General features: G+C 32.2%; 29 protein-coding genes and 3 tRNA genes. 17 read left to right on the forward strand and 15 right to left on the reverse strand.

Annotated features, from left to right (window positions below; translation table 11 throughout):
- The coding region (locus N5D46_RS03595; RefSeq protein ID WP_280038177.1) for a hypothetical protein at window positions 1-292 on the forward strand (292 nt) is incomplete at its 5' end.
- A 58-nt stretch (window positions 293-350) separates the two neighbouring features.
- Here N5D46_RS03595 and N5D46_RS03600 read toward each other — a convergent pair.
- Window positions 351-620, reverse strand: a complete 270-nt coding sequence (locus tag N5D46_RS03600; protein WP_038334819.1) for a hypothetical protein — start codon at window positions 618-620, stop codon at window positions 351-353.
- Window positions 621-842: 222 nt separating this feature from the next.
- On the opposite strand from N5D46_RS03600, the gene era reads away from it, so the two are divergent.
- From era to N5D46_RS03615, 3 genes are all read left to right on the forward strand, one after another.
- Window positions 843-1730, forward strand: a complete 888-nt coding sequence (gene era, locus N5D46_RS03605; RefSeq protein WP_038334822.1) for a GTPase Era — start codon at window positions 843-845, stop codon at window positions 1728-1730.
- 108 nt (window positions 1731-1838) lie between these two features.
- Window positions 1839-2627, forward strand: coding sequence for a universal stress protein (locus N5D46_RS03610; RefSeq protein ID WP_125350660.1), 789 nt, complete (start codon window positions 1839-1841; stop codon window positions 2625-2627).
- Between the two features lie 83 nt (window positions 2628-2710).
- On the forward strand, window positions 2711-3955 hold the full coding sequence (locus N5D46_RS03615; RefSeq protein ID WP_280038174.1) for a DUF445 domain-containing protein: 1245 nt from the start codon (window positions 2711-2713) through the stop codon (window positions 3953-3955).
- Window positions 3956-4007: 52 nt separating this feature from the next.
- Here N5D46_RS03615 and N5D46_RS03620 read toward each other — a convergent pair whose 3' ends face one another.
- Window positions 4008-4478, reverse strand: a complete 471-nt coding sequence (locus N5D46_RS03620) for an ecotin family protein (RefSeq protein ID WP_221854429.1) — start codon at window positions 4476-4478, stop codon at window positions 4008-4010.
- A 44-nt stretch (window positions 4479-4522) separates the two neighbouring features.
- Between N5D46_RS03620 and N5D46_RS03625 the strand changes: the two genes are divergently transcribed.
- The 6 genes from N5D46_RS03625 to N5D46_RS03650 all read left to right on the forward strand — a co-directional run bounded on the left by N5D46_RS03625 (window position 4523) and on the right by N5D46_RS03650 (window position 11414).
- The gene (locus N5D46_RS03625) at window positions 4523-4942 is read left to right on the forward strand and encodes a hypothetical protein (RefSeq protein ID WP_280038173.1); all 420 of its coding nucleotides are present in this window, start codon (window positions 4523-4525) and stop codon (window positions 4940-4942) included.
- Window positions 4943-5387: 445 nt separating this feature from the next.
- Window positions 5388-7061: a helix-turn-helix domain-containing protein gene (locus N5D46_RS03630; RefSeq protein WP_125350657.1), complete on the forward strand. Its 1674-nt coding sequence runs from the start codon at window positions 5388-5390 to the stop codon at window positions 7059-7061.
- Between the two features lie 280 nt (window positions 7062-7341).
- On the forward strand, window positions 7342-7857 hold the full coding sequence (locus N5D46_RS03635) for a hypothetical protein (RefSeq protein ID WP_280038171.1): 516 nt from the start codon (window positions 7342-7344) through the stop codon (window positions 7855-7857).
- A 335-nt stretch (window positions 7858-8192) separates the two neighbouring features.
- Complete coding sequence (locus N5D46_RS03640) at window positions 8193-10625, forward strand: hypothetical protein (protein WP_280049207.1); 2433 nt, start codon at window positions 8193-8195, stop codon at window positions 10623-10625.
- Window positions 10626-10683: 58 nt separating this feature from the next.
- Window positions 10684-11109 (forward strand): transposase, encoded by a 426-nt coding sequence (locus N5D46_RS03645; RefSeq protein WP_125349900.1) that lies wholly within the window; start codon window positions 10684-10686, stop codon window positions 11107-11109.
- Window positions 11088-11414 (forward strand): helix-turn-helix domain-containing protein, encoded by a 327-nt coding sequence (locus N5D46_RS03650; RefSeq protein ID WP_280049208.1) that lies wholly within the window; start codon window positions 11088-11090, stop codon window positions 11412-11414. The genes N5D46_RS03645 and N5D46_RS03650 overlap by 22 nt, the downstream gene beginning before the upstream one ends.
- Window positions 11415-11893: 479 nt before the next feature.
- Here N5D46_RS03650 and N5D46_RS03655 read toward each other — a convergent pair.
- The 6 genes from N5D46_RS03655 to mutY form a co-directional block, all read right to left on the reverse strand.
- Window positions 11894-11967, reverse strand: a tRNA-Asn gene (locus tag N5D46_RS03655).
- 58 nt (window positions 11968-12025) lie between these two features.
- A tRNA-Asn gene (locus N5D46_RS03660) sits at window positions 12026-12099 on the reverse strand.
- A gap of 65 nt (window positions 12100-12164) precedes the next feature.
- Window positions 12165-13475, reverse strand: coding sequence for an RIP metalloprotease RseP (rseP, locus tag N5D46_RS03665; RefSeq protein ID WP_280049209.1), 1311 nt, complete (start codon window positions 13473-13475; stop codon window positions 12165-12167).
- A 75-nt stretch (window positions 13476-13550) separates the two neighbouring features.
- Window positions 13551-14159, reverse strand: coding sequence for a gliding motility lipoprotein GldD (locus tag N5D46_RS03670; RefSeq protein WP_280049210.1), 609 nt, complete (start codon window positions 14157-14159; stop codon window positions 13551-13553).
- A gap of 15 nt (window positions 14160-14174) precedes the next feature.
- Window positions 14175-14627 (reverse strand): single-stranded DNA-binding protein, encoded by a 453-nt coding sequence (gene ssb, locus N5D46_RS03675; RefSeq protein WP_038334855.1) that lies wholly within the window; start codon window positions 14625-14627, stop codon window positions 14175-14177.
- A 38-nt stretch (window positions 14628-14665) separates the two neighbouring features.
- The gene (mutY, locus tag N5D46_RS03680; RefSeq protein WP_280049211.1) at window positions 14666-15685 is read right to left on the reverse strand and encodes an A/G-specific adenine glycosylase; all 1020 of its coding nucleotides are present in this window, start codon (window positions 15683-15685) and stop codon (window positions 14666-14668) included.
- Between the two features lie 104 nt (window positions 15686-15789).
- Here mutY and N5D46_RS03685 point away from each other — a divergent pair, with 104 nt between their 5' ends.
- Window positions 15790-16086: an integration host factor subunit beta gene (locus tag N5D46_RS03685; RefSeq protein WP_280049212.1), complete on the forward strand. Its 297-nt coding sequence runs from the start codon at window positions 15790-15792 to the stop codon at window positions 16084-16086.
- Between the two features lie 213 nt (window positions 16087-16299).
- Window positions 16300-17871, forward strand: coding sequence for an Rne/Rng family ribonuclease (locus tag N5D46_RS03690; RefSeq protein ID WP_280037955.1), 1572 nt, complete (start codon window positions 16300-16302; stop codon window positions 17869-17871).
- Between the two features lie 35 nt (window positions 17872-17906).
- On the opposite strand, the gene N5D46_RS03695 is transcribed toward N5D46_RS03690, so the two are convergent.
- Both N5D46_RS03695 and N5D46_RS03700 read right to left on the reverse strand, forming a co-directional pair.
- Complete coding sequence (locus N5D46_RS03695) at window positions 17907-18305, reverse strand: GLPGLI family protein (protein ID WP_280049213.1); 399 nt, start codon at window positions 18303-18305, stop codon at window positions 17907-17909.
- Window positions 18306-18308: 3 nt separating this feature from the next.
- Window positions 18309-18629 (reverse strand): hypothetical protein, encoded by a 321-nt coding sequence (locus tag N5D46_RS03700; RefSeq protein ID WP_280049214.1) that lies wholly within the window; start codon window positions 18627-18629, stop codon window positions 18309-18311.
- Between the two features lie 98 nt (window positions 18630-18727).
- On the opposite strand from N5D46_RS03700, the gene N5D46_RS03705 reads away from it, so the two are divergent.
- The 3 genes from N5D46_RS03705 to N5D46_RS03715 all read left to right on the forward strand — a co-directional run bounded on the left by N5D46_RS03705 (window position 18728) and on the right by N5D46_RS03715 (window position 20285).
- Window positions 18728-19402 carry a TIGR02117 family protein gene (locus N5D46_RS03705; RefSeq protein WP_280049215.1) on the forward strand — a complete coding sequence of 225 codons (675 nt, stop codon included), beginning with the start codon at window positions 18728-18730 and terminating at the stop codon, window positions 19400-19402.
- A 136-nt stretch (window positions 19403-19538) separates the two neighbouring features.
- Window positions 19539-19612: transfer RNA gene (locus N5D46_RS03710), tRNA-Asn, on the forward strand.
- A 247-nt stretch (window positions 19613-19859) separates the two neighbouring features.
- Window positions 19860-20285 carry a lipocalin family protein gene (locus N5D46_RS03715; RefSeq protein WP_125349906.1) on the forward strand — a complete coding sequence of 142 codons (426 nt, stop codon included), beginning with the start codon at window positions 19860-19862 and terminating at the stop codon, window positions 20283-20285.
- Between the two features lie 56 nt (window positions 20286-20341).
- Here N5D46_RS03715 and recA read toward each other — a convergent pair whose 3' ends face one another.
- On the reverse strand, window positions 20342-21403 hold the full coding sequence (recA, locus tag N5D46_RS03720; protein WP_038333157.1) for a recombinase RecA: 1062 nt from the start codon (window positions 21401-21403) through the stop codon (window positions 20342-20344).
- 11 nt (window positions 21404-21414) lie between these two features.
- Window positions 21415-21870: a thioredoxin-dependent thiol peroxidase gene (gene bcp, locus N5D46_RS03725; protein ID WP_125349907.1), complete on the reverse strand. Its 456-nt coding sequence runs from the start codon at window positions 21868-21870 to the stop codon at window positions 21415-21417.
- A 221-nt stretch (window positions 21871-22091) separates the two neighbouring features.
- Between bcp and nth the strand changes: the two genes are divergently transcribed.
- Window positions 22092-22712, forward strand: a complete 621-nt coding sequence (gene nth, locus N5D46_RS03730) for an endonuclease III (RefSeq protein WP_038333161.1) — start codon at window positions 22092-22094, stop codon at window positions 22710-22712.
- Between the two features lie 34 nt (window positions 22713-22746).
- Here the strand turns inward: nth and N5D46_RS03735 are convergent, their stop codons facing one another.
- Both N5D46_RS03735 and N5D46_RS03740 read right to left on the reverse strand, forming a co-directional pair.
- Entirely contained in the window at window positions 22747-23199 is a 453-nt protein-coding gene (locus tag N5D46_RS03735; protein WP_219034255.1) for a lipocalin family protein, read from the reverse strand.
- Window positions 23200-23287: 88 nt separating this feature from the next.
- Complete coding sequence (locus N5D46_RS03740) at window positions 23288-23734, reverse strand: lipocalin family protein (RefSeq protein ID WP_219034256.1); 447 nt, start codon at window positions 23732-23734, stop codon at window positions 23288-23290.
- A gap of 52 nt (window positions 23735-23786) precedes the next feature.
- Between N5D46_RS03740 and N5D46_RS03745 the strand changes: the two genes are divergently transcribed.
- Window positions 23787-24632: an alpha/beta fold hydrolase gene (locus N5D46_RS03745; RefSeq protein ID WP_280049216.1), complete on the forward strand. Its 846-nt coding sequence runs from the start codon at window positions 23787-23789 to the stop codon at window positions 24630-24632.
- Window positions 24633-24667: 35 nt separating this feature from the next.
- On the opposite strand, the gene N5D46_RS03750 is transcribed toward N5D46_RS03745, so the two are convergent.
- Window positions 24668-26806 carry a TonB-dependent receptor gene (locus N5D46_RS03750; protein WP_115002157.1) on the reverse strand — a complete coding sequence of 713 codons (2139 nt, stop codon included), beginning with the start codon at window positions 26804-26806 and terminating at the stop codon, window positions 24668-24670.
- Window positions 26807-26833: the final 27 nt, after the last annotated feature.

Genomic DNA, 26833 nt, shown 5'->3' on the forward strand with positions numbered 1-26833 from the left:
GAATGGGAAAGATGTGGTGAATTTAGAATTGATTGAAGAAAAATTAAAACCATATATCGATTATAACTTTATTGTGATTGCTTTTCCGAAAAAAGGATCTACAGAAGATGTAATTTCTTTGGTAATAGAAAGTCGATTTGCTGAACATGTTGATATTCCAAAAAGTGAATTAGAACCTTATGAAGTTCCGCAACAAACATTTTTTATAGGAGATTTCCCGAAAAGTAATGATAAAGCTGCTATACGTGCAGAGTTAATTAGATTGTTGAAAGAATCCAACAAAAATAATTAATTAAAAAAGGGATACGACATCGTCGTATCCCTTTTTTAATTTAAGCAATAAACAATTTTTAGTATTGAATATCAATTAAAGATTTTAACGGAATCAAAACTCCATTCTTAATTTGTAAAAATTTATCCGTAACAGACCAAACAGTCGTCTCAATTTTCTTAGGACCTTGATCTGTTTGAAATGTAATATATGCTTTAGATTTGAATTCGTTTCCTAATCTTACTGCACCATTCAATTTGTTTGCCTCTACCGTTACTTCGTCTTTTGGCGCGTCTAAAAATTTATAGTTTCTTACTTCTTCTTTTTCGATAAGTTCTGCTTTCATCATTTTTTTAAATTTTGGTTAATTTAATCTTCCATAACACATGTATGAAATTAATCATATTTTTCAATAAACCATAACTTTCGTCATATTTTTTTGAACTTAATTAGAATTATTCAAAATACAGACCAAAATCAATTTTATGAAATTAAAATTGGATTAGAATATTAATCTTTTCTTCAACATATTAATCTGAAATAATATTATAGAAATCACTAAATTTGCAGAATGTCAGACGAAAAGAAATTTAAATCCGGTTTTGTAAATATCATAGGAAATCCAAATGTTGGAAAATCTACTTTGATGAATATGTTGATGAAAGAGCGTTTGGTTATCGCAACACACAAAGCGCAAACTACACGTCATCGTATCAAAGGTATTTTAACAGGAGAAGATTATCAGATTGTATTTTCGGATACGCCTGGTGTTTTGGATCCTGCTTATGAACTGCAAACAAAAATGATGGATGCAGTAAATGAATCGTTGGTGGATGCTGATGTGATTCTTTATGTTGTAGAAATTGGAGAAAAACGATTGAAAAATGAACAAGTTTTCGAACGTCTGCAAAAAACATCTACACCAATTATTTTATTATTGAATAAAATTGATACAGCTACGCCAGATCGATTAAATGAAGCAGTAGAATATTGGCACGAATTATTACCAAAAGCAGAGATTTTACCTATTTCGGCAAAAGAAAACGTGAATGTAGATTTGTTGATTAATAAGATCAAAGCAATTATTCCAGAAGGTCCGCAATATTATCCAGAAGATCAATTAACAGACCGTTCGGAGCGTTTTATTGTAAATGAAGTAATTCGCGAAAAGATTTTATTAAACTATCAAAAAGAGATTCCATATTCTGTTGAGGTAGTAACAGAACGTTTCAAAGAAGATTTGAATTTAATTTCTATCGAAGCTGAAATTTTTGTTGAGCGTGACTCTCAGAAAGGAATTATTATTGGACATAAAGGAGAGTCTTTATCGAAAGTAGGAAAAGAAGCAAGAGAAGAGTTAGAGAAATTCTTTGATAAAAAAGTATTCTTGAAACTTTTCGTGAAAGTGCGAAAAGACTGGAGAAGCAAAGAGAATGATTTGCGTCGTTTTGGTTATTAAAAACGGTTAAAAAATAGATAAGTCTTGAGAAATCAAGACTTTTTTTGTGGCTTTACCTAAATTTTAGTTGTAAATTTATAGAACAATCTATTCTAGAATTTAATTATTATGGCTAAAATATTATTTCCAACCGATTTTTCGGAAACAGCGAACAATGCTTTTTTGTATGCGTTAAACCTTGCAAAAGTTCTCAAAACTAATATTAAGTTAGTCTCGGTACAATCAAATCTTAAAAATTATCTTGAAGTTACAGAAGAAAACTTCGAAAATTATATCAATAAACTTAAAAATATTGCAAAAGAAAATAATCTTGAACACGTTAAAATAGAGAGTTCTTTGGTTGTTGGCGATTTGTTGTTGATGATTTTGGATATTATCAACAAAGAAGATATACAATACGTGGTGATGGGAACGAATGGACAAAATAGTTTAGGCAAAAAGTTTTTTGGTTCTAACACGGTAAATGTCATTAACAATTCGCCTGCACCTGTGTTGGTTGTTCCAAATAATGTGAAATTTAAAGAAGAAAGAAATTTTGCTTACGCTACATTGTTCAATCAAAAAGAAGCAAAAGCTTTATCGCAAATGGAAGAAGTGACAAAACGTTACGATAAATTGTTGAACATTGTACATGTTGATGATAAATCGATTACTCCACAAATGTTAAGCGTGAAAAAAGAATGGGAAGAAGAATATCCTGAAGCGATGATTACAATTGAACCGAGTAAAGATGTAGAAGATGGTTTAATCAATTATTGTACAAAAAACAACATCGATGTTTTAGGTGTTGTTCACCGTGAATTATCGTCTTTCGAAAGATTATTTACAATCAATCATAGCCAACGATTATTATCGAGTGCAAATGTTGCATTATTGGTTTTTCAGGAAAGTAAATAAATCAAAAACACAAAAATTTGAGCGGAGAATTCTCCGCTTTTTTGATTGGCTAAATTTTTGCAACAAATTTTCAAAACACTTTTATGACGGAACTTCAGAAAATACAAAACCTCAAAAAACATAAAGCTATTGCGACAGGATTATTCATTTTGATGGCTTTTATTTACTTTTTGATGGTTTATCTAAGTCAACATTCACCTGTGAAATGGATCGGATATGTGGAAGCATTTGCCGAAGCAGCGATGGTTGGTGCGCTTGCCGATTGGTTTGCGGTTACAGCTTTGTTCAAATATCCGCTTGGACTTAAAATTCCGCATACAAATCTGATTGAAAATAGTAAAAATGCAATCGGAGATAATTTGGGACAGTTTGTAACTGAGAATTTTTTGACGCCATCTACAATTCGTCCATATATCGAGAAATTAGAAGTTGTAAAATACGCAGCAGATTGGTTGAATAAACCTACGAATCAAGAAATGTTGCAAGAAGAGTTGATTAATTTCTCCAAGAAAATTGTCAAAGACTTAGATGATAAAGATGTCGTTGATTTTATAACCTTGAAAGGTGATGAAATTTTAAAACAATTTGATTTACCTGAATTAGTATCATCAAGTTTAGAGTATATTTTAGAAAAGGAAAAACACGACGAAATTTTAGAAGCAATTATTCCAAAAGCAAAAGAATATATCTTAGAAAGTGATTTGATTATTAAAGATAAATTAAACGAAAAACATCCTGTGATTTCATTTTTTGCTGGTAAAAAAATATCGAAAGGAGTAGTAGAAGGCGTGGTGAGTTTTTTGGATGAGGTTGAAGAAGATAAAGAACATCCAGTTCGTCATAATATCGAACGAATTATCCGAGAAAACATTCAGAATATAAAAGAATCTCCCGATTGGAAATTTAGGTTAGAATCGCTTCGAGATGATTTTATCACAAAAGAACGATTGAATGATTATGCTTTGGATTTGTGGTTGGCGATTAAACAAAATCTGACCGAAAGTTTTGATGATGAAAATTCTGCAATGCAAGTTTACATTAAGAAAAACATTAAAAAGTTAACCGAAAATTTGAACGATAACCAAGAAATGATTGATAAGATTAATGGTTGGGTGCGTCATTTTATTTACCGTATGATTTTACGAAATGTCAAAGAAGTGGAAAGCTTGATTAGTAATACGGTTGATAAATGGGAAGGAAAAGAATTGAGCGAAAAGCTAGAATTGGAAGTTGGAAAAGATTTGCAATTTATTCGGATTAACGGGACGTTGGTTGGTGGACTTGTTGGTTTGGTTATTTACACGATTACGCAATTAGTATTTCATTAAAATATAAAAGCTCGAGAATTTCTCGAGCTTTTTCAATTAACAACTATAAATATTACTTAACTATGTTAAGTTTTTCATCTGCTTTCCAAATTCTATATTCTAATGTATAGCCTTTTGGTACGTAAACTACGATTGGTAATTTGCTATTGTAACGCGTCTGCAAAGATTGAGCGTGTACAATTTTTTCGACAGATTTATTGTCAAAACATCCCATTAAAGTTCCTGCTATATTTCCATCAGTTTCGAAATTAAAATAATCATAACCCCAACTATCAACAGTTTTTTGATCAAAACTTCCACTTAAGAAAAATTGATTACAAGAATCAACCTTTGTTTTTTTCCCAGCAAATATTTCAACTAAATAGTTTTCTTCATTGGCTTGTGGTTTTAAAGTGATAATTTTCTGTTCATATCCATCTTTTGCTTTTGGATACATTGAATAATCTATTTTCATATTTTTTTGTGCGAATGTTACCATAACCATTAATAATGCTAAAACGCTAAATACTTTTCTAAGTTTCATACTAATTTGATTTTATTTGTTTTTCTATTAGTAAGATGCGAAAGTTGGGTGAATGGTTGTGTGAGGGAATGTTAAATATTTGTGAAATAAAAAAAGAGGATTATTTAAGAAACCGTTTAGTTGATGATTATCTTGAAAATGAGCTTTGTTTGTTTGAACATGAAACAGATCATTTTACAGTTAATAAGGAAGTTTCTGAGGAGTACAGGGGTTTGGTAGATGATAAATTACATAATGATCCTATTGATATTCATATCATAGATAAAGCACAAAAAAATTCGTGGGGTAAAAACACCAAACCATATTTTGCAATTGAATGCAAAAGATTAACATCTTCATCAGTTACGGAATATGTTACAGACACAAAAAAATTTACTGAAAGGAATTATACAAAATCCTTCTTTAACTCATATAATGCTATTCGGAAAAATAAATCAAAAACTTTCTTCAAATTCGGATATTGAAACTATTAAACAGCTAGAAAATCTAATGATTAAAAATGGTTTTGATGCATCGTATTTATCAGAACACAAGAAAAAAGATCGTTCTTTATTTTCTATTTTTCATTTGTTTTTTGATTATTCCAAAATAATACAAAACTAGCAGTAACTACAGATTATTGAAGGAGTAATCTTAAAGAATTGTAAGTTTTCAATAAAACATGGACATCTAATACCTAAATTTGAATTGTGAAACAGAAACTTTTAGATTTGAAAAAGAACCCAAGCATCATGTATATTTAATGCTGAGACTTTCCAAATAAGAATTCTCTCACTAAAATTCATTCTTTTTCCAACCGCTTTTTTCCAATACACATTCAGTACACTTGCAAAAAAAACTGATTTTCCTGCTTCTTTTAATTCACACTATATTTTCGTATTTTCGTTTTATATATAACCTAAACTAAATATGACAAAATGCTACTATTCATTTAAAACTTCTAAACTCGGAAAATTTAAAAATTTATTTTCTGGAGTTTTCGGAATATTGAAAAAAAAGCAATTAAATGCCTGCGCATTTCTATTATTATTTAGTTTAGGTTTTGGGCAGTTCAATTATAAAAATTATTCTAATTTATTTAAAGATAACCCCAATGAAATCCTCAATCGTTGGCAAAAAGATTACAAAATAGAAAAAGATGCAAGCAATAGAGCCGATCTATTAATATTTGTTTCTGAAGTGTACAGAATACAGGGAGATTACAACAATATGATTGTTTTTATAGACAAGGCTGCAGAAGAAGCAGAAAATGTAGATGATAAGCTCTTACACGCAGACCTTAATTCGTATCGTGCTTATGCCTATTTTCTTATTGATGCACTTACAAAATCGGAGGAACTTACACTCAAACAGATTGAATTAGCCAAAGGTTTGAATAACGAAAAAGATCGTAATTTATTGATTTTAGATGCTTACAACCAATTGGGGAGCATAAAAAAGAAACAGAAAAAATATCCGGAAGCTATAGAAAATTATAAAAAAGGGTTATCCATTTTAAAAAGGATTGAAAATCTAGATACTTATAATTATGCTGATCGGTATGGTGGACTCAATAACAATATTTCTGCAACATTTACACAACAAGGAAACCTTGATTCGGCAAAATTTTATATAAAGAAAGTAGAAGCCATTCCCAATCTCCATAATGAAATACCTAGATTATATGGTATTTCCCAACTTGCATTAGGCGAATTGTCATATCAAAATAACAAATTGGAAGAAGCTCAAATGTATTTTCAGAACGCTTTACCTATTTTTGAGAAAGACAAATATTCAGACAAGTTATTAAAACTCTATCGTATATTAAATAATCTTTACACCAAACGAGGAGATCGAGAGAAAGCTTTGAAATATGAAAAACTGCAAATGCTGCAAACCCAGCAGTTGGACTATAACAAAGTGGAAGCGGTAGACGTAATTGTAAACAATCTGGAAAAAGACAGAGAAAAAGCAGAGAAAAAAGCAGAAACAAGAATTGCTGTCATTTGGTGTTTAATTGCTTTTTCTCTATCTGCTTTAGTTGGATTATACGTTTATCTAAAAAGAAAAAAAGAAAAACAGAAACTGCTTTACCAACAGATCATTTCCAAACTCGAATTACAATTAAATGAAAAAAATACCATTACCGATATTAATTTTCTGAAGGAAAATCAATACCAAAAATCCAATAAGCAACCCATTTATCAAAATGATGAAGCCCCAAAAACCAGTTTTATATCTGACACTACGGAGCAGGAACTCATCAAAAAACTTCAAAAATTTGAAAAGTCTGAGAAATTCACCAACAAAGAGCTCAGCATTTCCCTGTTGGCAATTCAATTAGGAACCAATACCAAATATCTTTCCGAGGTTATCAGTAAACACTATAATAAAAATTATAATACCTATATCAATGAGCTAAGGATTGACTATATCTGTAAAAAAATTGCTACTGACCCCAAGTTTCGTAAATACAAAATAACCTATTTGGCAGAAGTATGTGGGTTTTCTTCTTACAATACTTTTACTACAATATTTAAAAATACTACAGGGATGTCGCCCTCATCTTTCCTGAAAGAAGCCATTTTACAAGACTTAAAATGATAATACAGTGATGATTTTATTCTCATTTTTCTGATTAAAAACTTACACAAACACTCTCACAAAACAATAGCTAATTAACTATAAAACAACAATATAAATCATTTAAAACACCTTGGAAATTCAGAATTCCCAAGGTGTTTGTCTTTCATACAGGCATTTGCGTACCTACTTTAGCAGAGCAAAATTTAACCAACCTAAATTTATTTGCTCACGATTTTGAAAACACAAATACCTTAACCGGAAACCACAAAAGTTTTCTCCATTTTGGGGAAAGCTTTTTGTGTGTTTTCTTTGGGTAATTTCCAATTCCGTTTCAGCACAAATTTACGTTTCAGGAAATACTACGTTAAGTATAAGTGAAAACACCTATATCTATACGGAAAAAGAAATTGTAGGAAATCATAATGCAGTAACCGTTTACAAAGAGAACAGCATTATACTCGTTGCAAATTCAACTCCATCTCCTAAAGAAAAACCTGTACACCACAAGCAAAACGTTTTAGATGTAGATAGTACACATAAACATGTAACAAAAAACGAAAAAGCAAAAACAGGAAAACCCGCTTACAAAATCACAAGCCAACCCATTTCCGAAAAATTCTCCTCTACAGGAGCTGAAAGCACTTTGGCAGTTGTTATCTATCAATACAAAGAATTGGGGATTACAGCACAAACTTTTTTTATAGAAAAAAATATATACAATACAGAAAAACCTGATTTCGACAACACTATTCATTACGAAAACAACCATTTCAGCACAACTCACAAAACCCGACCACCACCCTTGTCATGCTGAGCTTGTCGAAACATCTCACTGTCATTCAGAGCATAACGAAACGAGGAATCTCAATGTCATGCTGACAAAGGAAGCGTCTCACTGTCATTCAGAGTGTAACGAAGCGAAGAATCTGAGATTCCTCCTTTGTCGGAATGACAAGAGTGTCATTTAGAGCGTCGCAACGCAAAGCGAGGAATCTCAATGTCATGCTGACGAAGGAAGCATCTCACTGTCATTCAGAGTGTAGCGAAATGAAGAATTTGAGATTCCTCCTTTGTCGGAATGACACACAAGTAATCCAATCCAAAACATTTAAACAAAACAATTATTAAACAACTTTAAACAATAAAAAAATGAAAAAACATATAATTCTTTTAGGAGCATTAACCATCAGCTCCCTTGCCTACTCACAAGTCGGTATCAATACAGAAACACCAAAAGCCACACTTGATGTGGTTGCTTCGCCCGATATGCCCGAGCGCATCGACGGCTTCATCGCACCACGATTAGAAGGTAACGAACTTTCTGCTAAAGATGCACTCTACACCGCAGACCAATTAGGTGCGATTGTGTATGCAAAATCTGCAGCCTCTCCAACTACTGCTAAAACCGTTAACGTAACCCAAGCCGGCTACTACTATTTTGACGGTACCGTTTGGGTGAAAGTTGGAAAAGAAGATGGTATAGAACCTTGGTATGTAGAAAATACGACCACAAAAGCCAATGACAACAATCAGAACATTTACCAAAACGGAAACGTAGGTGTGGGAGATTTTGCGGGATCTGCAACACAGGCAAATTTACATGTCAAAGGTAATGTTCTCGGTGTTTGGAATATGGGAGATTATTACAGTACCATTGCCACAGCTGACCAAACACTCGGAATCAATCACATATCAATGACAGAAGGTGGACAATTACCCATAACATTAGGTGGGACAGCTACTAAATTTTCAACATTTAACCAATGGCTGGGCTCTACATATATACAGGAAGGAGATGGAGACGACATCACAAATATTCAATTGCAGCCAAACCAAATGGAACTTCGTTCACAAGACGGGTCAAGTGTGAGCCGGATTAGAAACAGTCATGTAGGTGGGGGTATAGCTTTTTTATTTGATGATACATTAACAGGAATAAGTAGTGGCTATAAATTTCCGACAAAGCAAGGTATGGCAGGACAAGTCTTGACTACAGACGGAGCATCATCCGATACAGCACAGCTGTATTGGTCAACTCCGGTTTCTGGAGGTAGTACAGAACCTTGGTACAATGCTGCTAATAACCAACCCGCTACAGAAAATACACAGGATATTTATCAAATGGGACGTGTAGGAATCGGTGCTAAAAATCCGATAACTGCTTTACATATTATAAATGATGATAAAGGAGGAAACGACGACGATATCTATATACAATCCTATAACAATGGAACTTACGCAAGTGCACCTAGTCTATATCTCCAAAGAGGTAGAGGTACAGTTGCTACCCCAGCTGCTACACAAAATGGAGATTTTCTTTCCCAAATAGGTTTTAGAGGAATGAAAGCAGATGGCAGTATTCTTGAAGGTTCTTACATTCGGTCAATTTATAGAGGTGATGGAACAAACGCGGCTGCTGATTTGACATTTGGAACTTGTGATCCTAATGCTACGACATGTGCAAACAGAATGCTTATTGATCAGAACGGTGATGTGCTTATAGCCAGTAGAATTCCTAATGACTTAACAACAAAACCTATCACAAAATTAGATGTAAGAGGTTCCATTCGTGGAGGTATTCCAAGTGCATTAGAAGTTGATGGCACGTCTCCAGTTGGTGCTAATTCTATTGCTGTAGGGACTAATAATATTGTACAAGGTCCCAATTCTGCCGTATTTGGTAGTTCAAATAAAGTGAACAGCTCAACAGGTAGTATTAGCAACGACAATTTGATTTATGGTTCGACAAACATCATTGAAAAAACCGCATTTTCTATTGTTGGCGGATATAATAATCAAGTTAATGCTTCTTCAGGATGGGCTGTAGGTGGACAGGGAAATATAATTAGTGGTGGAGGAACAGGTACTGTTTTTGGACAATCAAACACTACTAATGCAAGCCATGTCTTTATGGCAGGTTTTGGAAATAAAATCGATGGCACTACAACCAGCGTAAGTTCAGTGGCATTAGGTATCAATAATACGATAAATAGCGGTGGAAGATATAGTGTCATAGCCGGTAGTACCAATACTTCAAATGGTGAATCAGCTGCTGTCTTTGGTACATTAAATACCAATGCTGCAAATTTCTCCCTAATAGTAGGAAAAGAAAATACAACTACAGCTACATCCATAGGAGCTTTTGCCACAGGTACCCTCAACGATATTGCAAGTACAAGAGGTGGTGTAGCGTTTGGTTATGATAATAACATTACCACTGGTTATGACCATTTTGTAAGTGGTGCGCAAAATAATGTATCTGGTTATTCTTATAATGCGGTAATTGGATACCGCAATGATATGTCAGGAAATATGGCACAAGCTTTTGGTAGCTTCAATAACGTATCGGGAGACTTCTCATTTGCCGCAGGTAGAAACAATACGGCTTCGCACAGGGATGCCATGGCGATTGGTAATGGTGCTACTAGCACTAAAGAACAGCAATTGGTATTAAGTTTTGCAGGCGGTATCAAAGTGCAAGGCGGTGTACCAGAATATGCAGATAATGCAGCTGCAATTGCAGGAGGATTAGAAGCAGGAACCATCTACCGTACTGGAGATATTATGAAGATTGTACACTAATAGAAAACACAAATGATTCCGCAGCAGCTACGCTGTTGCGGTTTTTTTATATAAAAAAATGAATTTCAAAAACATCCATATCGGACAAATGATTGAAAAAAGAGTTACAGAAAGCGGAATAGAACTATCCCGTATATGTAATTTCCTGAAATGCACTGAAGCAGAAATACAGGAAATGTATCAAGCAAAAAGCTTGGACTCAGAGACTTTATTGAGATGGAGTAAAATTTTAGAATACGATTTTTTCCGTCTTTACTCCCAACACCTTATTTTGTATTCACCACCTTCAAGAGAACCAAGTAAAAAACTACAAGCAAATAAAAAAACAATATTACCTCAATTTCGCAAAAACATTTATACCAAAGAAGTCATAGACTTTATTTTGGAACAGATTTCATCAGGAGAAATGACAAAAATTCAAGTAATAGAACAATACAATATACCCAAAACAACGCTATACAAATGGATCAAAAAATACACATAACAATACCCAACTACAAACGTATTTATTCAGATATTCTTACAAAGAAATATCCTGAGAAAAAAGAGGTATGTAGCCAAATAAACAAGAAAGAAAATTTATCAGTATTAGATATCATTTCACTCAATGAAAAAATATTCGGTACAAATCCATCTCACAACCAAAAGCTTCGTTCTTACTTCAAATCCGATATCATTAAAATATTGGATTATCAGAAAAAACATAATTTAAATAATAGTCAATTGGCAAGCCATTTTAATTTGAGTAGGAATACGGTTGCCAAATGGAAGAAAAAATTTCTAGTGTGACTTCATTATGCATTCTTCGTGTTCATCATAAGCCTTTTTCCACTTATAAAACGTGCCCTCTTCTCTAATTTGGTTTACGATGAAGTGGAGATTCACACAATTAATATACAATGAACCTAAATGCCTAAAGCTAAAATTTCAAACATTAGCAGAATAATGTGGAATATAGGTTTATACCAAAATTTTTCTGAGCTCATTCAGGAAATCAACTTTATCCGTCCAACAGATTCATAAAGAAAAGATGAGTGTGATAAACTTAGAGAAAAAGGGTTGAATACAAACCACACTCGACCAGATAGATAAAAAGGAATAAGTATTGTGAAAAGTAAAACAACGATAAAAATGACAGTATAAAAATCTTTCATATAATCTTCTAGTTAAGAAAACATCTACTAATACAACAATAAATAAGGAAACTTATATTCGTGATAAAGAAAGAAAAAGCCACTTACAAATCTGTAAGTGGCTGATTTACACCGCTCCTCCTCTTGGGCTCGAACCAAGGACCCTCTGATTAACAGTCAGATGCTCTAACCAACTGAGCTAAGGAGGAAAATCCGATATTTTAAAATTTTATTTTTAAGTCTTTGTTTGACGTTTCACTAAAAAAGCTCCTCCTCTTGGGCTCGAACCAAGGACCCTCTGATTAACAGTCAGATGCTCTAACCAACTGAGCTAAGGAGGAATGTTGCTTAATTGTGGGTGCAAATATAGAAGTATTTTTTACACCCACAAAAAATATTTTAAAATTTATTTAAAAATCATATTCACAATATCGTTCCCGAAGATGAATACCATTAATCCTAAGATAATTACAACTCCAACCATTTGTGCTTTTTCTAAAACTTTTTCACTTGGTTTTTTACCTGTCACCATTTCATAGATAGCAAAAACGGCATGTCCACCGTCCAAACCTGGGATTGGTAATAAGTTTATGAATGCTAACCAAGCAGAAATCATTGCCGTGAATGACCAGAAAAATAACCAGTTCCATTCTTTTGGCATTTGTTTTACCATTCCAATTGGTCCAGCAACTTGTTTACGACCGTCTTTTACTTGGAACAATGTTCCAATTCCACGAACTTGTGTTGCAATCGCTTCAAATGGCTCTACAATCCCTTTTGCGATTCCTTCACCAATTGTATAATCTTCTTTTGATATTAATGAATCTAAATATGCTGTTGATCTAATGAATCCAATTTCGCCATTTTTGTTCACACTTACCATCAATTCTACTGGCTCGCCTTTTCTTTCAACACTTAAAGAAACAGTTTTTCCTTTGTATTCTTTTAATTTATTTTTTACATCTGAATACAATAGTGTTGTAAAACCATCAACAGCAACTACTTTATCATCCTTTAATAAACCTGCTTTTTGTGCTGCACTATTCTCAACAACAGAATCAACAACAGTTGGCATTTGAGGTACAAAGAAAGCACCTTTAGCGTTTAAAATTTCAGTTCTGAAATCTTCTGTAATTGGTAAAGAAACTTCTTTTCCTTGACGTTTTACATCTAAAGTTTCACCACCTAACAAGGCTTCTTTTCCTATTTCGTTTAAAGCTTGATATTTTACCCCATTTACTCCAATTGGAATATCACCTTTTTGTAAGCCAAATTTAGTTTGAGTTGCATTCGCTTCAATTCCATATTGCATTTTGTTTACATCAACAAAGCTTTTTCCTTGAGAAATGAATAAAATAGTATAAATAATCATCGCTAAAATGATATTCACAATAATACCTCCTAACATAATGATTAATCGTTGCCAAGCTGGTTTTACGCGGAATTCCCATGGTTTTGGTTCTTGTTTCATTTGTTCCAAATCCATACTTTCGTCAATCATTCCCGAAAGTTTTACGTATCCTCCAAGAGGCAACCAACCGATACCGTAAACAGTATCACCAATTTTCTTTTTCCAAATGGCAAATTTCACATCGAAAAAACAAAAGAAACGTTCGACACGAACGCCAAACCATCGCGCTGTTACATAATGTCCTAGCTCGTGCAACATTACTAAAAGCATCAAACTAAGCATTAAGGTAGCTATCTGTATTAACATATTCTTTTAAATTTATTTATGTTCTAATTTTATTAAACGATTACAAAATTAATCGAATTTATTTATCAAAGCTGTTTATTTTTTCCATTCTAAGGTTTCTAACAATTTTTTTACATCTTTTTTGATGTAATCAACTGCTGGAGCTAAAGAATCGGGTTTTGGTTGAGTTTTGAAATAAACCGAACCTGCTAAAAAATTCTTCACACTATCCGTCGCATGAAACTGAATATTAATCGCTGATTCTCCTCCTAATTCATACATAGTACCAAAAACCTTTTTTTCTGGAAAAGAAAATTCTTGTGGCGAGATAAAACTGGCTTTAACCGTCTGTTCTTGCACAAAACTCTCACTTTCTTTTATTTGAACGATTAAATCTTGTGGAGACTGAACTGGAAAATATGTCAGGTAAATTGTCGCTTTCATTCGTGGATAAACAATATTGAAAGAGTTTGGTTTTTTCCCCGCAATCACCTTCCCAAAATTTGAATATTGGAAAGTATAAGGCACATTTTCTTTGAATGATATATAAGTTTGCTGCGGATATTCCAGACGAACTTGCCCTAAAGGTTTGGCAACTTCTTCGCTTTTATTGCACGACACAAAAAAAATAGCACTACTACATAATGCTATTATAGTTTTAAAATTCATTGTATAACGTAAAACGTTAAGTTTTGTAAAATTCATTTAATTTTTTAATTTCTAAAAAGGCAAATCGTCTTCTCCTTCGTCTATAAAAGGTGGCTCGACAACTGTTGTGTTTTGTTGACTTTGCTGAACTTTGTTCTGATCATTTTGCATGGCTTGACGTTGTTCATTGTCAATTTTTGGTGTCAAAAACTCGATTGAATTTGCTACGATTTCTGTTGTATAACGAGTTTGTCCGTTATCGTCCCATTTGCGCGTTTTAATGCGTCCTTCGACAAAAACTTTATCTCCTTTTTTCAGATAACGATCACATAATTCTGCCAATTTATTGCGTGTCACAATATTGTGCCATTCTGTTTCTGTAATTCGTTCTCCCGTTCTAGAGATGTAAGATTCTGTCGTTGCAATAGGAAATCGTCCAATACAATTTTGTTCGTCAAAATGATGCAATTTTACATCATCACCCAAATTTCCGATCAAAAGTACTTTATTCGTTGTTCCATTCATAGTTGTAATAGGTTTTTAGTGGCTTGTTACTTACAAAGTTAATCCAAATAATGTTTATTTATAAATTTTTCTATTGGTTTTGGAAGCGGATAATGTTCGAGATCGTTTAAAGCAATCATTTCAAAATCATTTTCGGCTTGCAAATTTGTTATATCTCCTAAAGATACATTTAATTTCCAATATTTTATAAATAAATTTTGATGCGACAAAATGTGTTTCTCTTCTTCAATAAAAGTTAAATTATTTTCAAGATTATGATCTAAAATCCAACCTTTATCTAATAAATCAGTTTCAGTTTCGATTTTTGGAAAAGTGAATAAATTTTTCCAAACATCATTTCCAATTCGTTTAGACAAGGCAATTTTATCTTCATTTTCGATGAGAATAAAGTGTAAAAAACGATTCGAAACTTTTGTCTTTTTCAATTTTATTGGCAATTCGTTGACTTTATTTAATCGAAGCGCTTCACAAGACTCATTAAGCGGACAAATTTCACACTTTGGTTGTTTTGGTGTACAAATCGTTGCACCCAAATCCATCACCGCCTGATTAAAATCACCTGGACGTTTTTTATCAATGATTTCTAAACCCAAATCCCAGAAAATCTTCTTTGTTTTTGGCGAACTTATATCATCTGTAATATTAAAATATCGCGCAAAAACTCGAAACATATTTCCGTCTACAGCAGGCACAGATTCATTATATACAATAGATGCAATTGCAGCCGCAGTGTAATCTCCTACGCCTTTTAGCTTTTTTAGATCCTTGAAATTATTCGGAAATTGTCCATTTAATTCATCAGCAATCGCCTTTGCAGTGAAGTGTAAATTTCTGGCACGGGAATAATAACCCAGTCCTTGCCAGAGTTTTAGGACTTTTTGTTCGTCGGCATTTGCCAAATCGAAAATAGTCTCAAATTCTTGTATGAAATTATTGTAAAATTTCATACCTTGGTCAACCCTTGTTTGTTGGAGAATAATTTCCGACAACCAAATATGAAATGGGTCTTTTGTATGACGCCAAGGTAAATCTCGTTTATTTTTGTCAAAATATGACAAAATCAGATAGTTGAAGTTCATAAAAACTGAAAAAATCTTTTTTTGTTGGGATACTATCGTTATATTTGCACCCGCTTTCAAATTTAAGAATAATAAGAGGAATTATGACAAAGGCAGAAATAGTAAATAACATTTCAGGTAAATTAGGACTTGAAAAAAGCGATACTCAAAGAGTGGTAGAATCGTTTATGGAGGAGGTGATTAAATCATTAGTAGAAGGAGAAAATGTATACTTAAGAGGATTTGGTTCTTTTACTATTAAAACTAGAGCTGAAAAAACAGGTAGAAACATTACAAAAGGTACTTCTATCATTATCCCAGCACACAACGTTCCTACATTTAAACCAGCTAAAACTTTCATCGAAGATGTAAAGACTAGCGACGCAAACGTAATCAAATAACAATAAAATAATTGTATCATGCCAAGCGGAAAAAAACGTAAAAGACATAAGGTAGCGACGCACAAACGCAAAAAACGTCGTCGTCTTAACAGACACAAAAAGAAAAAATAATTAGTAGCTAAGCTATTAATAATTTAGTCTTTTTACAAGATAGCACTTTTCAATGGAAATTTTGGAAAGTGCTTTTATCATTTTTAAAAACATAATTTTTTGATGAGTAAAGAATTAGTGATTTCAGCCTTAGCTGATCAAGTACGCATCGCAGTTTTAGATGAAGGTCGCTTGATGGAATTTCATCAAGATACTGCAAATGATGGCTTTGCAGTTGGCGACATTTACTTGGGTAAAATCAAAAAATTAGCTCCTAGTTTAAATGCAACCTTTGTTGACATTGGTTATTCGAAAGATGCATTTTTACATTATCATGACTTAGGTCCACAAATACGTTCGTCAAATGCGTACAACAAAATTGTAGCAAATGGCACGTACAAAACCGAAAAATTGAAAAACTTCCGTATGGAAGAACCGATTGACAAAGATGGACAAATTACAGAAATCTTTGCTCCAGGTGATTCCGTTTTGGTTCAAATTACAAAAGAACCAATTCATACGAAAGGACCAAGAATTACTTCTGAAATTTCAATTGCTGGTCGATATTTAGTTTTAGTTCCATTTTCGGAACGTGTTTCGATTTCGCAAAAAATCAAACAAAAACCAGAACGCGATCGTTTAATCAAAATTTTAGAAGGTTTAACACCAGAAGGCTTCGGAGTTATTATCAGAACAGTTGCCGAAGAGAAGAATGCAGAAGAATTACAAGCAGATTTGGCTTATTTGTTAAACAAATGGTCTCAAATCTTCAAAAATCTTCAAAAAAAGAAAGCGCCAGCTAAAATTCTTAGCGAAATGGACAGAGCTTCTTCTATTTTGAGAGATAATTTTAATGATGATTTTATTAAAATTTCTGTTGATGATGATGAATTAGCTGACGAAATGCGCGAATATTTGGAAGTTATTGCACCAGATAAAATTAATTTGGTAAAAGAATACGACGATCCATTTGTTCCAATTTTTGAGAAGTTTAATGTCGAAAGACAAATTAAACAAGCTTTTGGTAAAACGGTAACTATTCCACAATCTAAAGGTGCATATCTTGTGATTGAACATACAGAAGCGTTACACGTAATTGATGTGAATTCGGGAAATATTTCTCGTAATTCTAAAAATCAGGAAGATTCAGCTTTTGCCGTAAACAAAATTGCTGCTTCTGAAATTGCACGTCAGTTGCGATTACGTGATATGGGAGGAATTGTTGTGGTCGATTTTATTGACATGACGGATGTAGAACATAAAAAAGAATTGTTCGAGCATCTGAGAGCTGAAATGGCGAAAGATAAAGCAAAACATAAGATTTTGCCACCAAGTAAATTTGGATTAATTCAGATTACAAGACAACGCGTTCGCCCAGAGGTGAATTTTGTTACAACTGAAGAAAATCCTAACCAAGAATCGAATGAAGTTGAAGCACCTATCGTTACAATTGATAAAATTGAACAAGTGCTCTTGAATATCCTTGATAGAAAAGATAAGGATTTACGAAAAATGTCGTTGCACGTGCATCCTTTCGTAGCTGCTTATTTACAACATGGATTGCCAAGCATTCAGATGAAATGGTTTTTTAAGCATAAAAAGTGGATTAAGATTGTACCAAGAGATGCGTACAAATACTTACAATTTAATTTCTTGGACAAGGATCATAATACACTTTACAACGAATCAAATTAAGAAAAACCTCGCAATTGCGAGGTTTTTGTTTTTAATTAATCTTTTTCAACTCCTCCGCTAGAGTTTTCTGCGTCGACCATCATTTGTACTCTTTTTTTATATTCACTTTCAAGTTTTTTAAACTCTTCTTGATTGATTAATTTTCCTTTATTAGGTTCAGTAAATTTTAATGAATTATCCAATTGAATAGATTCTAATTTATATGTCATATATTGATCAGGAACGGTTTTAAATGATTTTCTCATCTCCAATATTAATCCAGGAAGATTATTATAATTATTAGGTCCACATTTCGATTTTATTTCTGTAGCATACCAAGCTTCGAGTAATAAATCACCTTCTTCGTATATTGCTTTCTTAACATTAAATCCTTTTATAACCTTAGTTTCTCGAGTCAAATTCCAATTTATTTTAGTGAAATCTACTTTTATCAAGTACTATTTATTATCCATTTCTCTTGAAACCTTTAAATAATTTTTATCAAAATCATAATAACTTTCTAAGTCTTTGTAGCCGCCAATGTAATTTAAATTGCTTGTAGCTCCTTGAGAATTATCAAGTTTTACAATTTGTTTTTGAGAACAACGATTATTATCACCAGTTAATTCTATATATAATGGTCGAGAATAACGTTTTTCAGTTTCTAAATCTTGTTCTGTTTTTCCGAAATTCATGAACTTACGAACTTCATATTCAACCTTGAATTTTTCTTGACCAAAACTAAATATTGGAAAAAAAATTAACAATAAATATTTCATATGTAATCGGTTTGAAGATAAATATACCTAAATTATATAAAAAAATCCGTTCAACTATTTGAACAGATCTTTTTATATTCGTTATTCAACTTAATACTATGAAAAAAATCTTCCGAATTCTACTCAAAATATTAGGCCTTTTAGTTTTACTAATTGTGGTGTATCTGCTTGCGGTAGTTTTGTTACCAATGATTCCAGTGAACAAAGAAAAACAAAAACTTAACGATCAAATTACTGCGTATATTTTGACAAATGGTGTACACACAGACATTGTAGTTCCTGTAAAATCTGAAGCGATTGATTGGTCTACTTTTGTGCTTTTTTCGGATACAAAATCGAAAAAAGAATACAAATATATTGCCTTTGGTTGGGGAGATAAAGGCTTTTATTTGGATACACCAGAATGGAAAGATCTTAAATTTTCTACAGCTTTCAACGCTGCATTTTGGTTAGGAGATTCGGCGATGCATACTACTTTTTATGATAAAATGACTGAGAGTGAAGATTGTAAAAGAGTTGATTTGAGTGTAGAAGAGTATCAAAAATTAATTGTTTACATCAAGCAATCATTTAATTTGGATCAAAATAACAAAGTCGAATTAATAAAAACAGATGCTGTTTATGGAGATAGTGATTCGTTTTACGAAGCAAAAAGAAGTTATAGCTTATTTTTTACGTGTAATACGTGGGCAGCAAACGCACTAAAAGCAGCAAATAAAGAAGGACCATTGTGGACGGCAACACAACAAGGAATTTTTCGTCATTATGAATAATTTTTTTTAAATTATTTCTAATTCATTTTCAAAGAGTTGCCTATTGATGCGACTTGTAGAACGAAAAAAAATACTTTTAAGATTTGGAAGTAATAAAATTTGCTCTATATTTGCAACACAATATCGATAACGATACTCCTCCTTAGCTCAGTTGGTTAGAGCATCTGACTGTTAATCAGAGGGTCCTTGGTTCGAGCCCAAGAGGAGGAGCAAAAAAGACAATCAATCTGATTGTCTTTTTTTTTATTAATACCTCCCTACTTAAAAGCTTTACTATTTAACTAATAAATATGAATATTCTGAATTCGTTTCATTCTCATCATAAACAATATGCGATGTTGAAATAAATTCAACATGACAAACCACTTCTACAGAAATGGTTTTTTATTATAAATACTTAAAAACGTTTAATTAATATCATTTTTCATAGCTTTATTACCAATCAAAAAAATAACTTATGAAAAAACTATTATTATTTGCTACACTTTCAGCGACTACATTTTTCGCATCTTGTAATAACGATGATGATTCTAATGTAGAATCGCATGAAGAATTATTAATTGGTAAATGGCAGATTAAAAACTCTGGATATTATTTGAATGGAAAAGAAATAATTGAAGAATACAATGAATGTGATTCTAAAACAAGTATAACTTTTAATAAAAATTTTACTTATTATAATGATTTTTATGAAGGTGGAGGAAATGACCCTTGTTATCATAGCCCGTCTGAAGGAAAATGGAGTTTAAAAAACAAACAAATTACCTTAACAGAAAATAACACTAATGATACTGAAATAGAAAATATCGAAATATTAACAAAAAATAGTTTAAGAATTTCATTTGGAGATGAGGACGGCTTTTTTATTAATTATACAAAATAACAAAAAAACCTCTCAAAATTGAGAGGTTTTTATCATTATATAAAAATTCTTTCGAATTAATCTTCAGCAAATAATTCTGCTTCGTCAGCTGGATTATCAACTGATGGTTTTCCATCTACTGGCTCACCTTTGATTAATGCGACAATTTTAGCTTCAATTTCTTCTGCCAATTCAGGATTATCTTTCAATACTTCTTTTACAGCATCGCGACCTTGTCCTAATTTGCTATCGTTGTATGAATACCAAGAACCAGATTTGTTTACAATTCCTTTCTCAACACCCATATCCAAAATTTCTCCAACTTTAGAAATTCCTTCACCATACATAATATCAAATTCTGCTTGACGGAATGGAGGAGCAACTTTATTTTTAACCACTTTTACTTTCGAATGATTTCCGATTACCTCATCTCCATTTTTGATTTGAGTAGAACGACGAATATCCAAACGTACAGATGCATAGAATTTTAAGGCATTACCACCAGTTGTTGTTTCTGGATTACCAAACATAACACCAATTTTTTCACGTAATTGGTTAATGAAAATCGCTGTACATTTCGTTTTATTAATTGTTCCTGTCAATTTACGTAAAGCTTGAGACATCAAACGCGCTTGTAATCCCATACGAGAATCTCCCATTTCACCTTCAATCTCCGCTTTTGGAGTAAGTGCCGCAACAGAGTCAATTACGATAATATCTATCGCTCCCGAACGAATTAAGTTATCTGCAATTTCTAATGCTTGCTCACCATTATCTGGTTGAGAAATAATTAAGTTTTCTACATCAACACCCAATTTCGCTGCATAATAACGGTCAAAAGCATGCTCAGCATCAATAAAAGCAGCGATACCACCAGCTTTTTGCGCTTCAGCAATAGCGTGTAATGTCAATGTTGTTTTACCAGAAGATTCTGGCCCATAGATTTCGATAACACGTCCGCGAGGATAACCTCCTACTCCTAACGCTAAATCTAATCCCAAAGATCCAGAAGGAATTACTTCTATTTTATCATCAACAGCCGAATCTCCCATACGCATTACAGTTCCTTTTCCGTAAGCTTTGTCCATCTTATCTAAGATTAGCTGTAACGCTTTCTTTTTATTGTCTAAATCGCTCATTATATTATTTTTTATTTTTCTAAAATTTGTTTTGCGTGTTCTTTTGTTTTCACTTTTTCAATTACATCCGTAATCATTCCTTTTTCATCAATAATGAACGTTGTACGATGAATTCCATCAAATTCGCGTCCCATAAATTTCTTTGGTCCCCAAACACCGAAAGCATTCAGAATTTCATGATTTTCATCTGCAAGCAAAGGAAAACGTAAATTGTTTTTCTCAGCAAAATTCTTTTGTCTTTTCACAGAATCTGCACTTACTCCAACCAAATGATAACCTTGCGCCTTCAACGCATTTTCGTTATCGCGTAAATCACATGCTTCGGCTGTACAACCTGGTGTACTTGCTTTTGGATAAAAGAAAACGACTAATTTTTTTCCTGCAAAATCTTGGTACGAAACTTCGTTTCCATCTTGATCAATTCCTTTAAAATCTGGAACTTTATCTCCTATTTTTAACATCTTGATTTGTCTTTAGAACTTCTCGTAAAAATAATGATTAAATCTTGAATCGTAACTGATTTAACTAATTAATCTTTTATTTATACTACAAATGTAATGTTATACAACGCCAAAATAAGTCGCTAAATATTTACTTTTATTTTTTTGTAAGAAAGCTTGTGGCTGATTATTTAAAGCATAATTAAAGATGTTTCATTATTTTTACACAAAAAGTTTCAGAACTTATGATGTTAAAGAAAGAGCGTATCCAATTTGTGATTGATGAATTGGAAAAATTATATCCAGTTCCACCAATTCCATTAGACCATCAAGATGCTTTTACATTATTGATCGCCGTTTTATTATCTGCCCAAACAACAGATAAAAAAGTGAATCAAGTAACACCCGAATTATTTGCGAAAGCTGCTAACGCAAAAGCAATGTCGTTATTAGAAGTAGATGAAATAAAATATTATATCCGCGAAATTGGTTTATCAAACACAAAAGCCAAAAATATCAAACGATTATCTGAAATTTTAATCGAAAAATACGATGGCGAAGTTCCAGAAGGTTTTGAAGAATTAGAAGAATTACCTGGTGTTGGACACAAAACCGCTTCGGTTGTGATGTCTCAATGGTTTGGTCATCCTGCTTTTCCTGTCGACACACATATTCATCGTTTGATGAAATTATGGAAATTGACAAAAGGTAAAAATGTTGAGGAAACAGAAAAAGATGCGAAGAAAATCTTTCCAAAAGAGTTGTGGAACAAATTACATATTCAAATCATTTATTATGGACGTGAATATTCTCCTGCACGCGCTTGGAGTTTAGACAAAGATTTTATTACACGAAAAATGTTCGAATAAAAAATACCTTCCAAAATGGAAGGTATTTTCATTATTATTTTACAATTTCAAAAACTTGCAAACGAAGCTTTATCGTATCTACTTTACTCAACGTATCTTGCAAAATCAAATATTTTGGATCTAACTGCTTCACATAATAATTGTACGTTGTATCATTCAGAGACATCGTTAACAAACGTTTTGTTTTAGACGTATTATACACATACGTTCCTGTCGTTTGTTCTTGTACACAATTTCCTTTTTCGGTTTTATACATGTTAGAATTATAATTCGTAACATCCGAAAAATCTAATGTAGACTGTCGCTCACAAGACAACAACTTGTCTGTTTCCGTTATATTCCCTTTCGTTTTTCTAATTTCTTTCAATTGCCATTTTCCAGATCGCAACAATTGATCTTGCGATATTGCCAACGAATCGTCTTCTTTGCACGAAAAAACTGAAAGCAATAAAATTGATGCTAAAAATAGGCTGAATATATTTTTCATTCGGTTCAATAATTATGTGGTAAAAATAAAGATTTTGAATGACGTAAAGTGAATATAAAAAATAAACCTGAAAACTTATTTTCTTTATTTATTGTTTACGTAAAATATCATAACTGATTGTATTTGCTATTTTCTCAAATTTCTTATCAGAATCTACAATTTTTTTATCAATATATGTTTCAAAAGTTATCGTTTTATCTTGATTAATTTTCACAATTCTATCCTCAAAAATATAATCATCAATGTAAAATTGAATTCTATTATCAACAATTCGCCACAATGTTAATCGAGGCTCACTAGGAAAACAATTGCCATTACTTCCTTCTACATAGTTATAAATAGCATATCCATTATCCCAAATTGTATAATTTCTCATTAACCGGCAATCATCAAATTCTTTAGACACTTTTTTGCCATTTTCATAAAAGCCCGATTCTTGTAATTTCCAAAAACCAATCACATTATCAGGTTTTAATTGTTGAGAAAACATTTTTGAAGAGAATAAGATTAATAGAATTAAAATATTTTTTTTCATAAGATTGATTTACCTTGTAAAGGTATATTTTTTACCTTATCAAATAAAAAGAATGAAAAAATTCATACTAGAAGCTTCCGACAAATATCCAATTGCCGTAACCTCTTTTGGCGAAAACAACGCAACCAAAAAAATCATTGTCATTTCGTCTGCAATTGGTGTTAAACAAACTTTTTATGCCAAATATGCAACGTATTTAGCTAATAAGGGATATTTGGTTTTTACGTATGATTATCGCGGAATCGGCGATTCTAAACCCAAAAAGTTAAAAGATTTTAAAGCGCATTTTACAGATTGGGCCGATAAAGATTTTTTAGGTTTGACACAATATATCGAAGAATTTTATCCCAATCACGAAAAATTTTTAATTGGTCATAGTATCGGTGGAATTATGATTGGTTTGACACGCGCTTACAAAGTTTATGATAAAATTGTAACGATTGGTTCTCAATATGGCTATATCAAAAATTTTCATCAAAAGGATAAACCAAAAGTGAATTTCTTTTTTCGCATTGCGATTCCTATTTTATCTGCTTTTTACGGGTTTTTTCCTTCTCAAAAAGTTGGAATGGGGGAACCAATTCCAATCGGGATCGCAAAAGATTGGCGAAAATTAATTCTGAATGAAACTTCAATTCTAGGTTACGCTGATGAAACGCAAAATTTGTATGAAGAGATTACAAAACCTGTTTTAATCATTAGTTTGGATGATGATTTTATGGCAACGCCAAAATCTGTAGATTTATTTGGGAAATTAGTTTTGAAAAATGCGAAGAAAAAACGTTTGAATATCATTCCAAAAGAATATGGATTAGATGAAATTGGACATTTAGATTTCTTTCGAGAAAAAAATAAAACCGAAATTTGGCATATTCCTCTTGAATATATTGAAGAATAAAAAAAGCTCGAGATAAATCTCGAGCTTTTGACTTTTTACAAACGAATTCCAACTCCGCCCAAAACATTAATTCCGGCTTGAGGGAAATAATATCCACCTTCGTAATAGTAACCATTCGATTCGTATTTCACATCAAATAAATTATTAATCAAAAACGAAAATTCAAGGTTTTTAATTCCTTTTACTTTGGGCGAATATCGAATCAAAAGATCCGAAACCAAATAACTATCTAATTTTCCATCTGCGGGTTCTGTATTTGATAAATATTGTTCACCAACATATTTATTCGTCAAATTAATCAACAGGTTTTTGAAAGGAATAACTTCAAAACCAAAAGCCGAAATCACATCTGGTGAAAGCGCAATTTTTGTCTTTCCGTACTCTTTGACAGAAGAATTTCCATCAGTATCCCAAACTTCTTCTTTATAATTATCGTGTTTATTTTCGCTAAACGTAATATTTCCAAAAACATTCAAACGATTTGGAATAATCTTATAGTTTGCATCAAATTCGACTCCTCGTCTGTAACTTTTTCCAGAATTTTCGCGAATTGGCGTTCCTACATCATTCAATTTCCCAGTTGGAACCAATTGATTTTTGTAGGCCATGTAATACAAATTCGCACTCAAAGAAAGTTGTCCAGACTTTTTATAACCCAATTCATAATCTTGCAAAAACTCAGCTGTAGGACGTTTACCATTATTCTCATAATCTACGCGAAGCGGCTCACGATGGGAAATTCCGTACGAAGCATACATTACATTTGAAGAATTAATTTTAAAATTTAACCCAGCTTTTGGATTCACAAAATTGAATTTATCCGAAAAAGGTCTAAAATCTTCCAAATCATTTTCTCCATTTGGCAAATATTTCGCATCATAATCAACATAACGATATTGCAAATCACCAAACAATTCAAATTTATTCAATTGATACAACACTTTGGCATAAGCAGCCAATTGTTTTTTCACAGAACGATTGTTGTAATATTTGAAATCCTTATCTTTAAAATCTGTGCCTTTTACCCATAAGACATTTCCATAATGATCGCCATCATATTCGTTTGCAGATAATCCGAAAAATACTTTGAAATCGTTTAATTTTTGATTTTCAACTTCAAGATTAAAACCATAAAAATCATTATCAAGATATTCTCGATTGATTAAATTTCTTTTTTCTGACGATAAATAATCCAATTTATAACGTTTCAAATTGCGATTATTTTTATAGCTCTCGTAATATCCTTTACCTTTTGTATAATGAAATGTTAAATTTGATTTCCAATTATTCCCAAAATCTTGTAACCACGAAAGAAAATAATGATTTTGACGATAATTATCGGTGTGATTTTTATAAAAACCTTCAACCTTTCCATTTTCGTCTAAAATCTCTCCTTCAAAATTATATGTTCTATCATTTTTTAAAGTTTCAGCATCTACACCACTCCATGCTTGATATGTTTGCTCTTTTCCAAACATATTCTGAAATCTAAACTTTGTTTTTTCATTTAATTCATATAGAGCTGTAAAATCATAAGAGATTAAATCTGACCAAGATCTGTCTACATAGCCATCCGAATTTATCTTAGAAAAACGTCCATCAATACTCAATTTATTGTTTAGTATTTTTCCAGTACTAGCCTGAATTGTATACTTTTGCGTTTTATAATTTCCGAAAGAAATATTTGCTTCTGCAAAAGGAATAGTAGACGGATTTTGAGATTCGATGTTAACACTTGCTCCAAAAGAAGCCATTCCATTTGATGAAGTTCCAACTCCTCTCTGAATCATCATAGAACTTGTAGACGAAGCCAAATCTGGCATATTCACCCAGAAAACACCTTGAGACTCAGGATTATTAAGCGGAATTCCATTTAATGTAACATTGATTGATTGCTCATTAAGTCCACGAATTTTAATCGATGAATAACCAATTCCCGTTCCTGTATCGGAAGTTATAGAAACAGACGTAGCAGAATTTAACAAAGTTGGAACATCTTGCCCCAAATTCTTCTTTTGTAACATTTTATCAGTTACCTTTTCAACTGTAATTGGAAGTTTTTCGACAATTGAAACTTCTCCTAATTGAATTTCTTCTTTTTGAATAGAATCTTTTTCTTGTGCATAAAGAATAGATGCACCAAATAATGACAATAAAAAAATCGACCTTTTCATAATTAATTTTAAAAAATATTATGAAAG

The organism is Empedobacter sp. GD03865 (genome assembly GCF_029840775.1).
GTDB lineage: Bacteria > Bacteroidota > Bacteroidia > Flavobacteriales > Weeksellaceae > Empedobacter > Empedobacter falsenii_B.

What these genes read in the sequence shown, in the direction of transcription:
- N5D46_RS03600 (WP_038334819.1), bottom strand. Translation starts at nt 620, where the DNA reads ATGATGAAAGCAGAACTTATCGAAAAAGAAGAAGTAAGAAACTATAAA.
- era (WP_038334822.1), top strand. Translation starts at nt 843, where the DNA reads ATGTCAGACGAAAAGAAATTTAAATCCGGTTTTGTAAATATCATAGGA.
- N5D46_RS03610 (WP_125350660.1), top strand. Translation starts at nt 1,839, where the DNA reads ATGGCTAAAATATTATTTCCAACCGATTTTTCGGAAACAGCGAACAAT.
- N5D46_RS03615 (WP_280038174.1), top strand. Translation starts at nt 2,711, where the DNA reads ATGACGGAACTTCAGAAAATACAAAACCTCAAAAAACATAAAGCTATT.
- N5D46_RS03620 (WP_221854429.1), bottom strand. Translation starts at nt 4,478, where the DNA reads ATGAAACTTAGAAAAGTATTTAGCGTTTTAGCATTATTAATGGTTATG.
- N5D46_RS03630 (WP_125350657.1), top strand. Translation starts at nt 5,388, where the DNA reads ATGACAAAATGCTACTATTCATTTAAAACTTCTAAACTCGGAAAATTT.
- N5D46_RS03640 (WP_280049207.1), top strand. Translation starts at nt 8,193, where the DNA reads ATGAAAAAACATATAATTCTTTTAGGAGCATTAACCATCAGCTCCCTT.
- N5D46_RS03645 (WP_125349900.1), top strand. Translation starts at nt 10,684, where the DNA reads ATGAATTTCAAAAACATCCATATCGGACAAATGATTGAAAAAAGAGTT.
- N5D46_RS03650 (WP_280049208.1), top strand. Translation starts at nt 11,088, where the DNA reads ATGGATCAAAAAATACACATAACAATACCCAACTACAAACGTATTTAT.
- rseP (WP_280049209.1), bottom strand. Translation starts at nt 13,475, where the DNA reads ATGTTAATACAGATAGCTACCTTAATGCTTAGTTTGATGCTTTTAGTA.
- N5D46_RS03670 (WP_280049210.1), bottom strand. Translation starts at nt 14,159, where the DNA reads ATGAATTTTACAAAACTTAACGTTTTACGTTATACAATGAATTTTAAA.
- ssb (WP_038334855.1), bottom strand. Translation starts at nt 14,627, where the DNA reads ATGAATGGAACAACGAATAAAGTACTTTTGATCGGAAATTTGGGTGAT.
- N5D46_RS03685 (WP_280049212.1), top strand. Translation starts at nt 15,790, where the DNA reads ATGACAAAGGCAGAAATAGTAAATAACATTTCAGGTAAATTAGGACTT.
- N5D46_RS03690 (WP_280037955.1), top strand. Translation starts at nt 16,300, where the DNA reads ATGAGTAAAGAATTAGTGATTTCAGCCTTAGCTGATCAAGTACGCATC.
- N5D46_RS03700 (WP_280049214.1), bottom strand. Translation starts at nt 18,629, where the DNA reads ATGAAATATTTATTGTTAATTTTTTTTCCAATATTTAGTTTTGGTCAA.
- N5D46_RS03705 (WP_280049215.1), top strand. Translation starts at nt 18,728, where the DNA reads ATGAAAAAAATCTTCCGAATTCTACTCAAAATATTAGGCCTTTTAGTT.
- N5D46_RS03715 (WP_125349906.1), top strand. Translation starts at nt 19,860, where the DNA reads ATGAAAAAACTATTATTATTTGCTACACTTTCAGCGACTACATTTTTC.
- recA (WP_038333157.1), bottom strand. Translation starts at nt 21,403, where the DNA reads ATGAGCGATTTAGACAATAAAAAGAAAGCGTTACAGCTAATCTTAGAT.
- nth (WP_038333161.1), top strand. Translation starts at nt 22,092, where the DNA reads ATGTTAAAGAAAGAGCGTATCCAATTTGTGATTGATGAATTGGAAAAA.
- N5D46_RS03735 (WP_219034255.1), bottom strand. Translation starts at nt 23,199, where the DNA reads ATGAAAAATATATTCAGCCTATTTTTAGCATCAATTTTATTGCTTTCA.
- N5D46_RS03740 (WP_219034256.1), bottom strand. Translation starts at nt 23,734, where the DNA reads ATGAAAAAAAATATTTTAATTCTATTAATCTTATTCTCTTCAAAAATG.
- N5D46_RS03745 (WP_280049216.1), top strand. Translation starts at nt 23,787, where the DNA reads ATGAAAAAATTCATACTAGAAGCTTCCGACAAATATCCAATTGCCGTA.
- N5D46_RS03750 (WP_115002157.1), bottom strand. Translation starts at nt 26,806, where the DNA reads ATGAAAAGGTCGATTTTTTTATTGTCATTATTTGGTGCATCTATTCTT.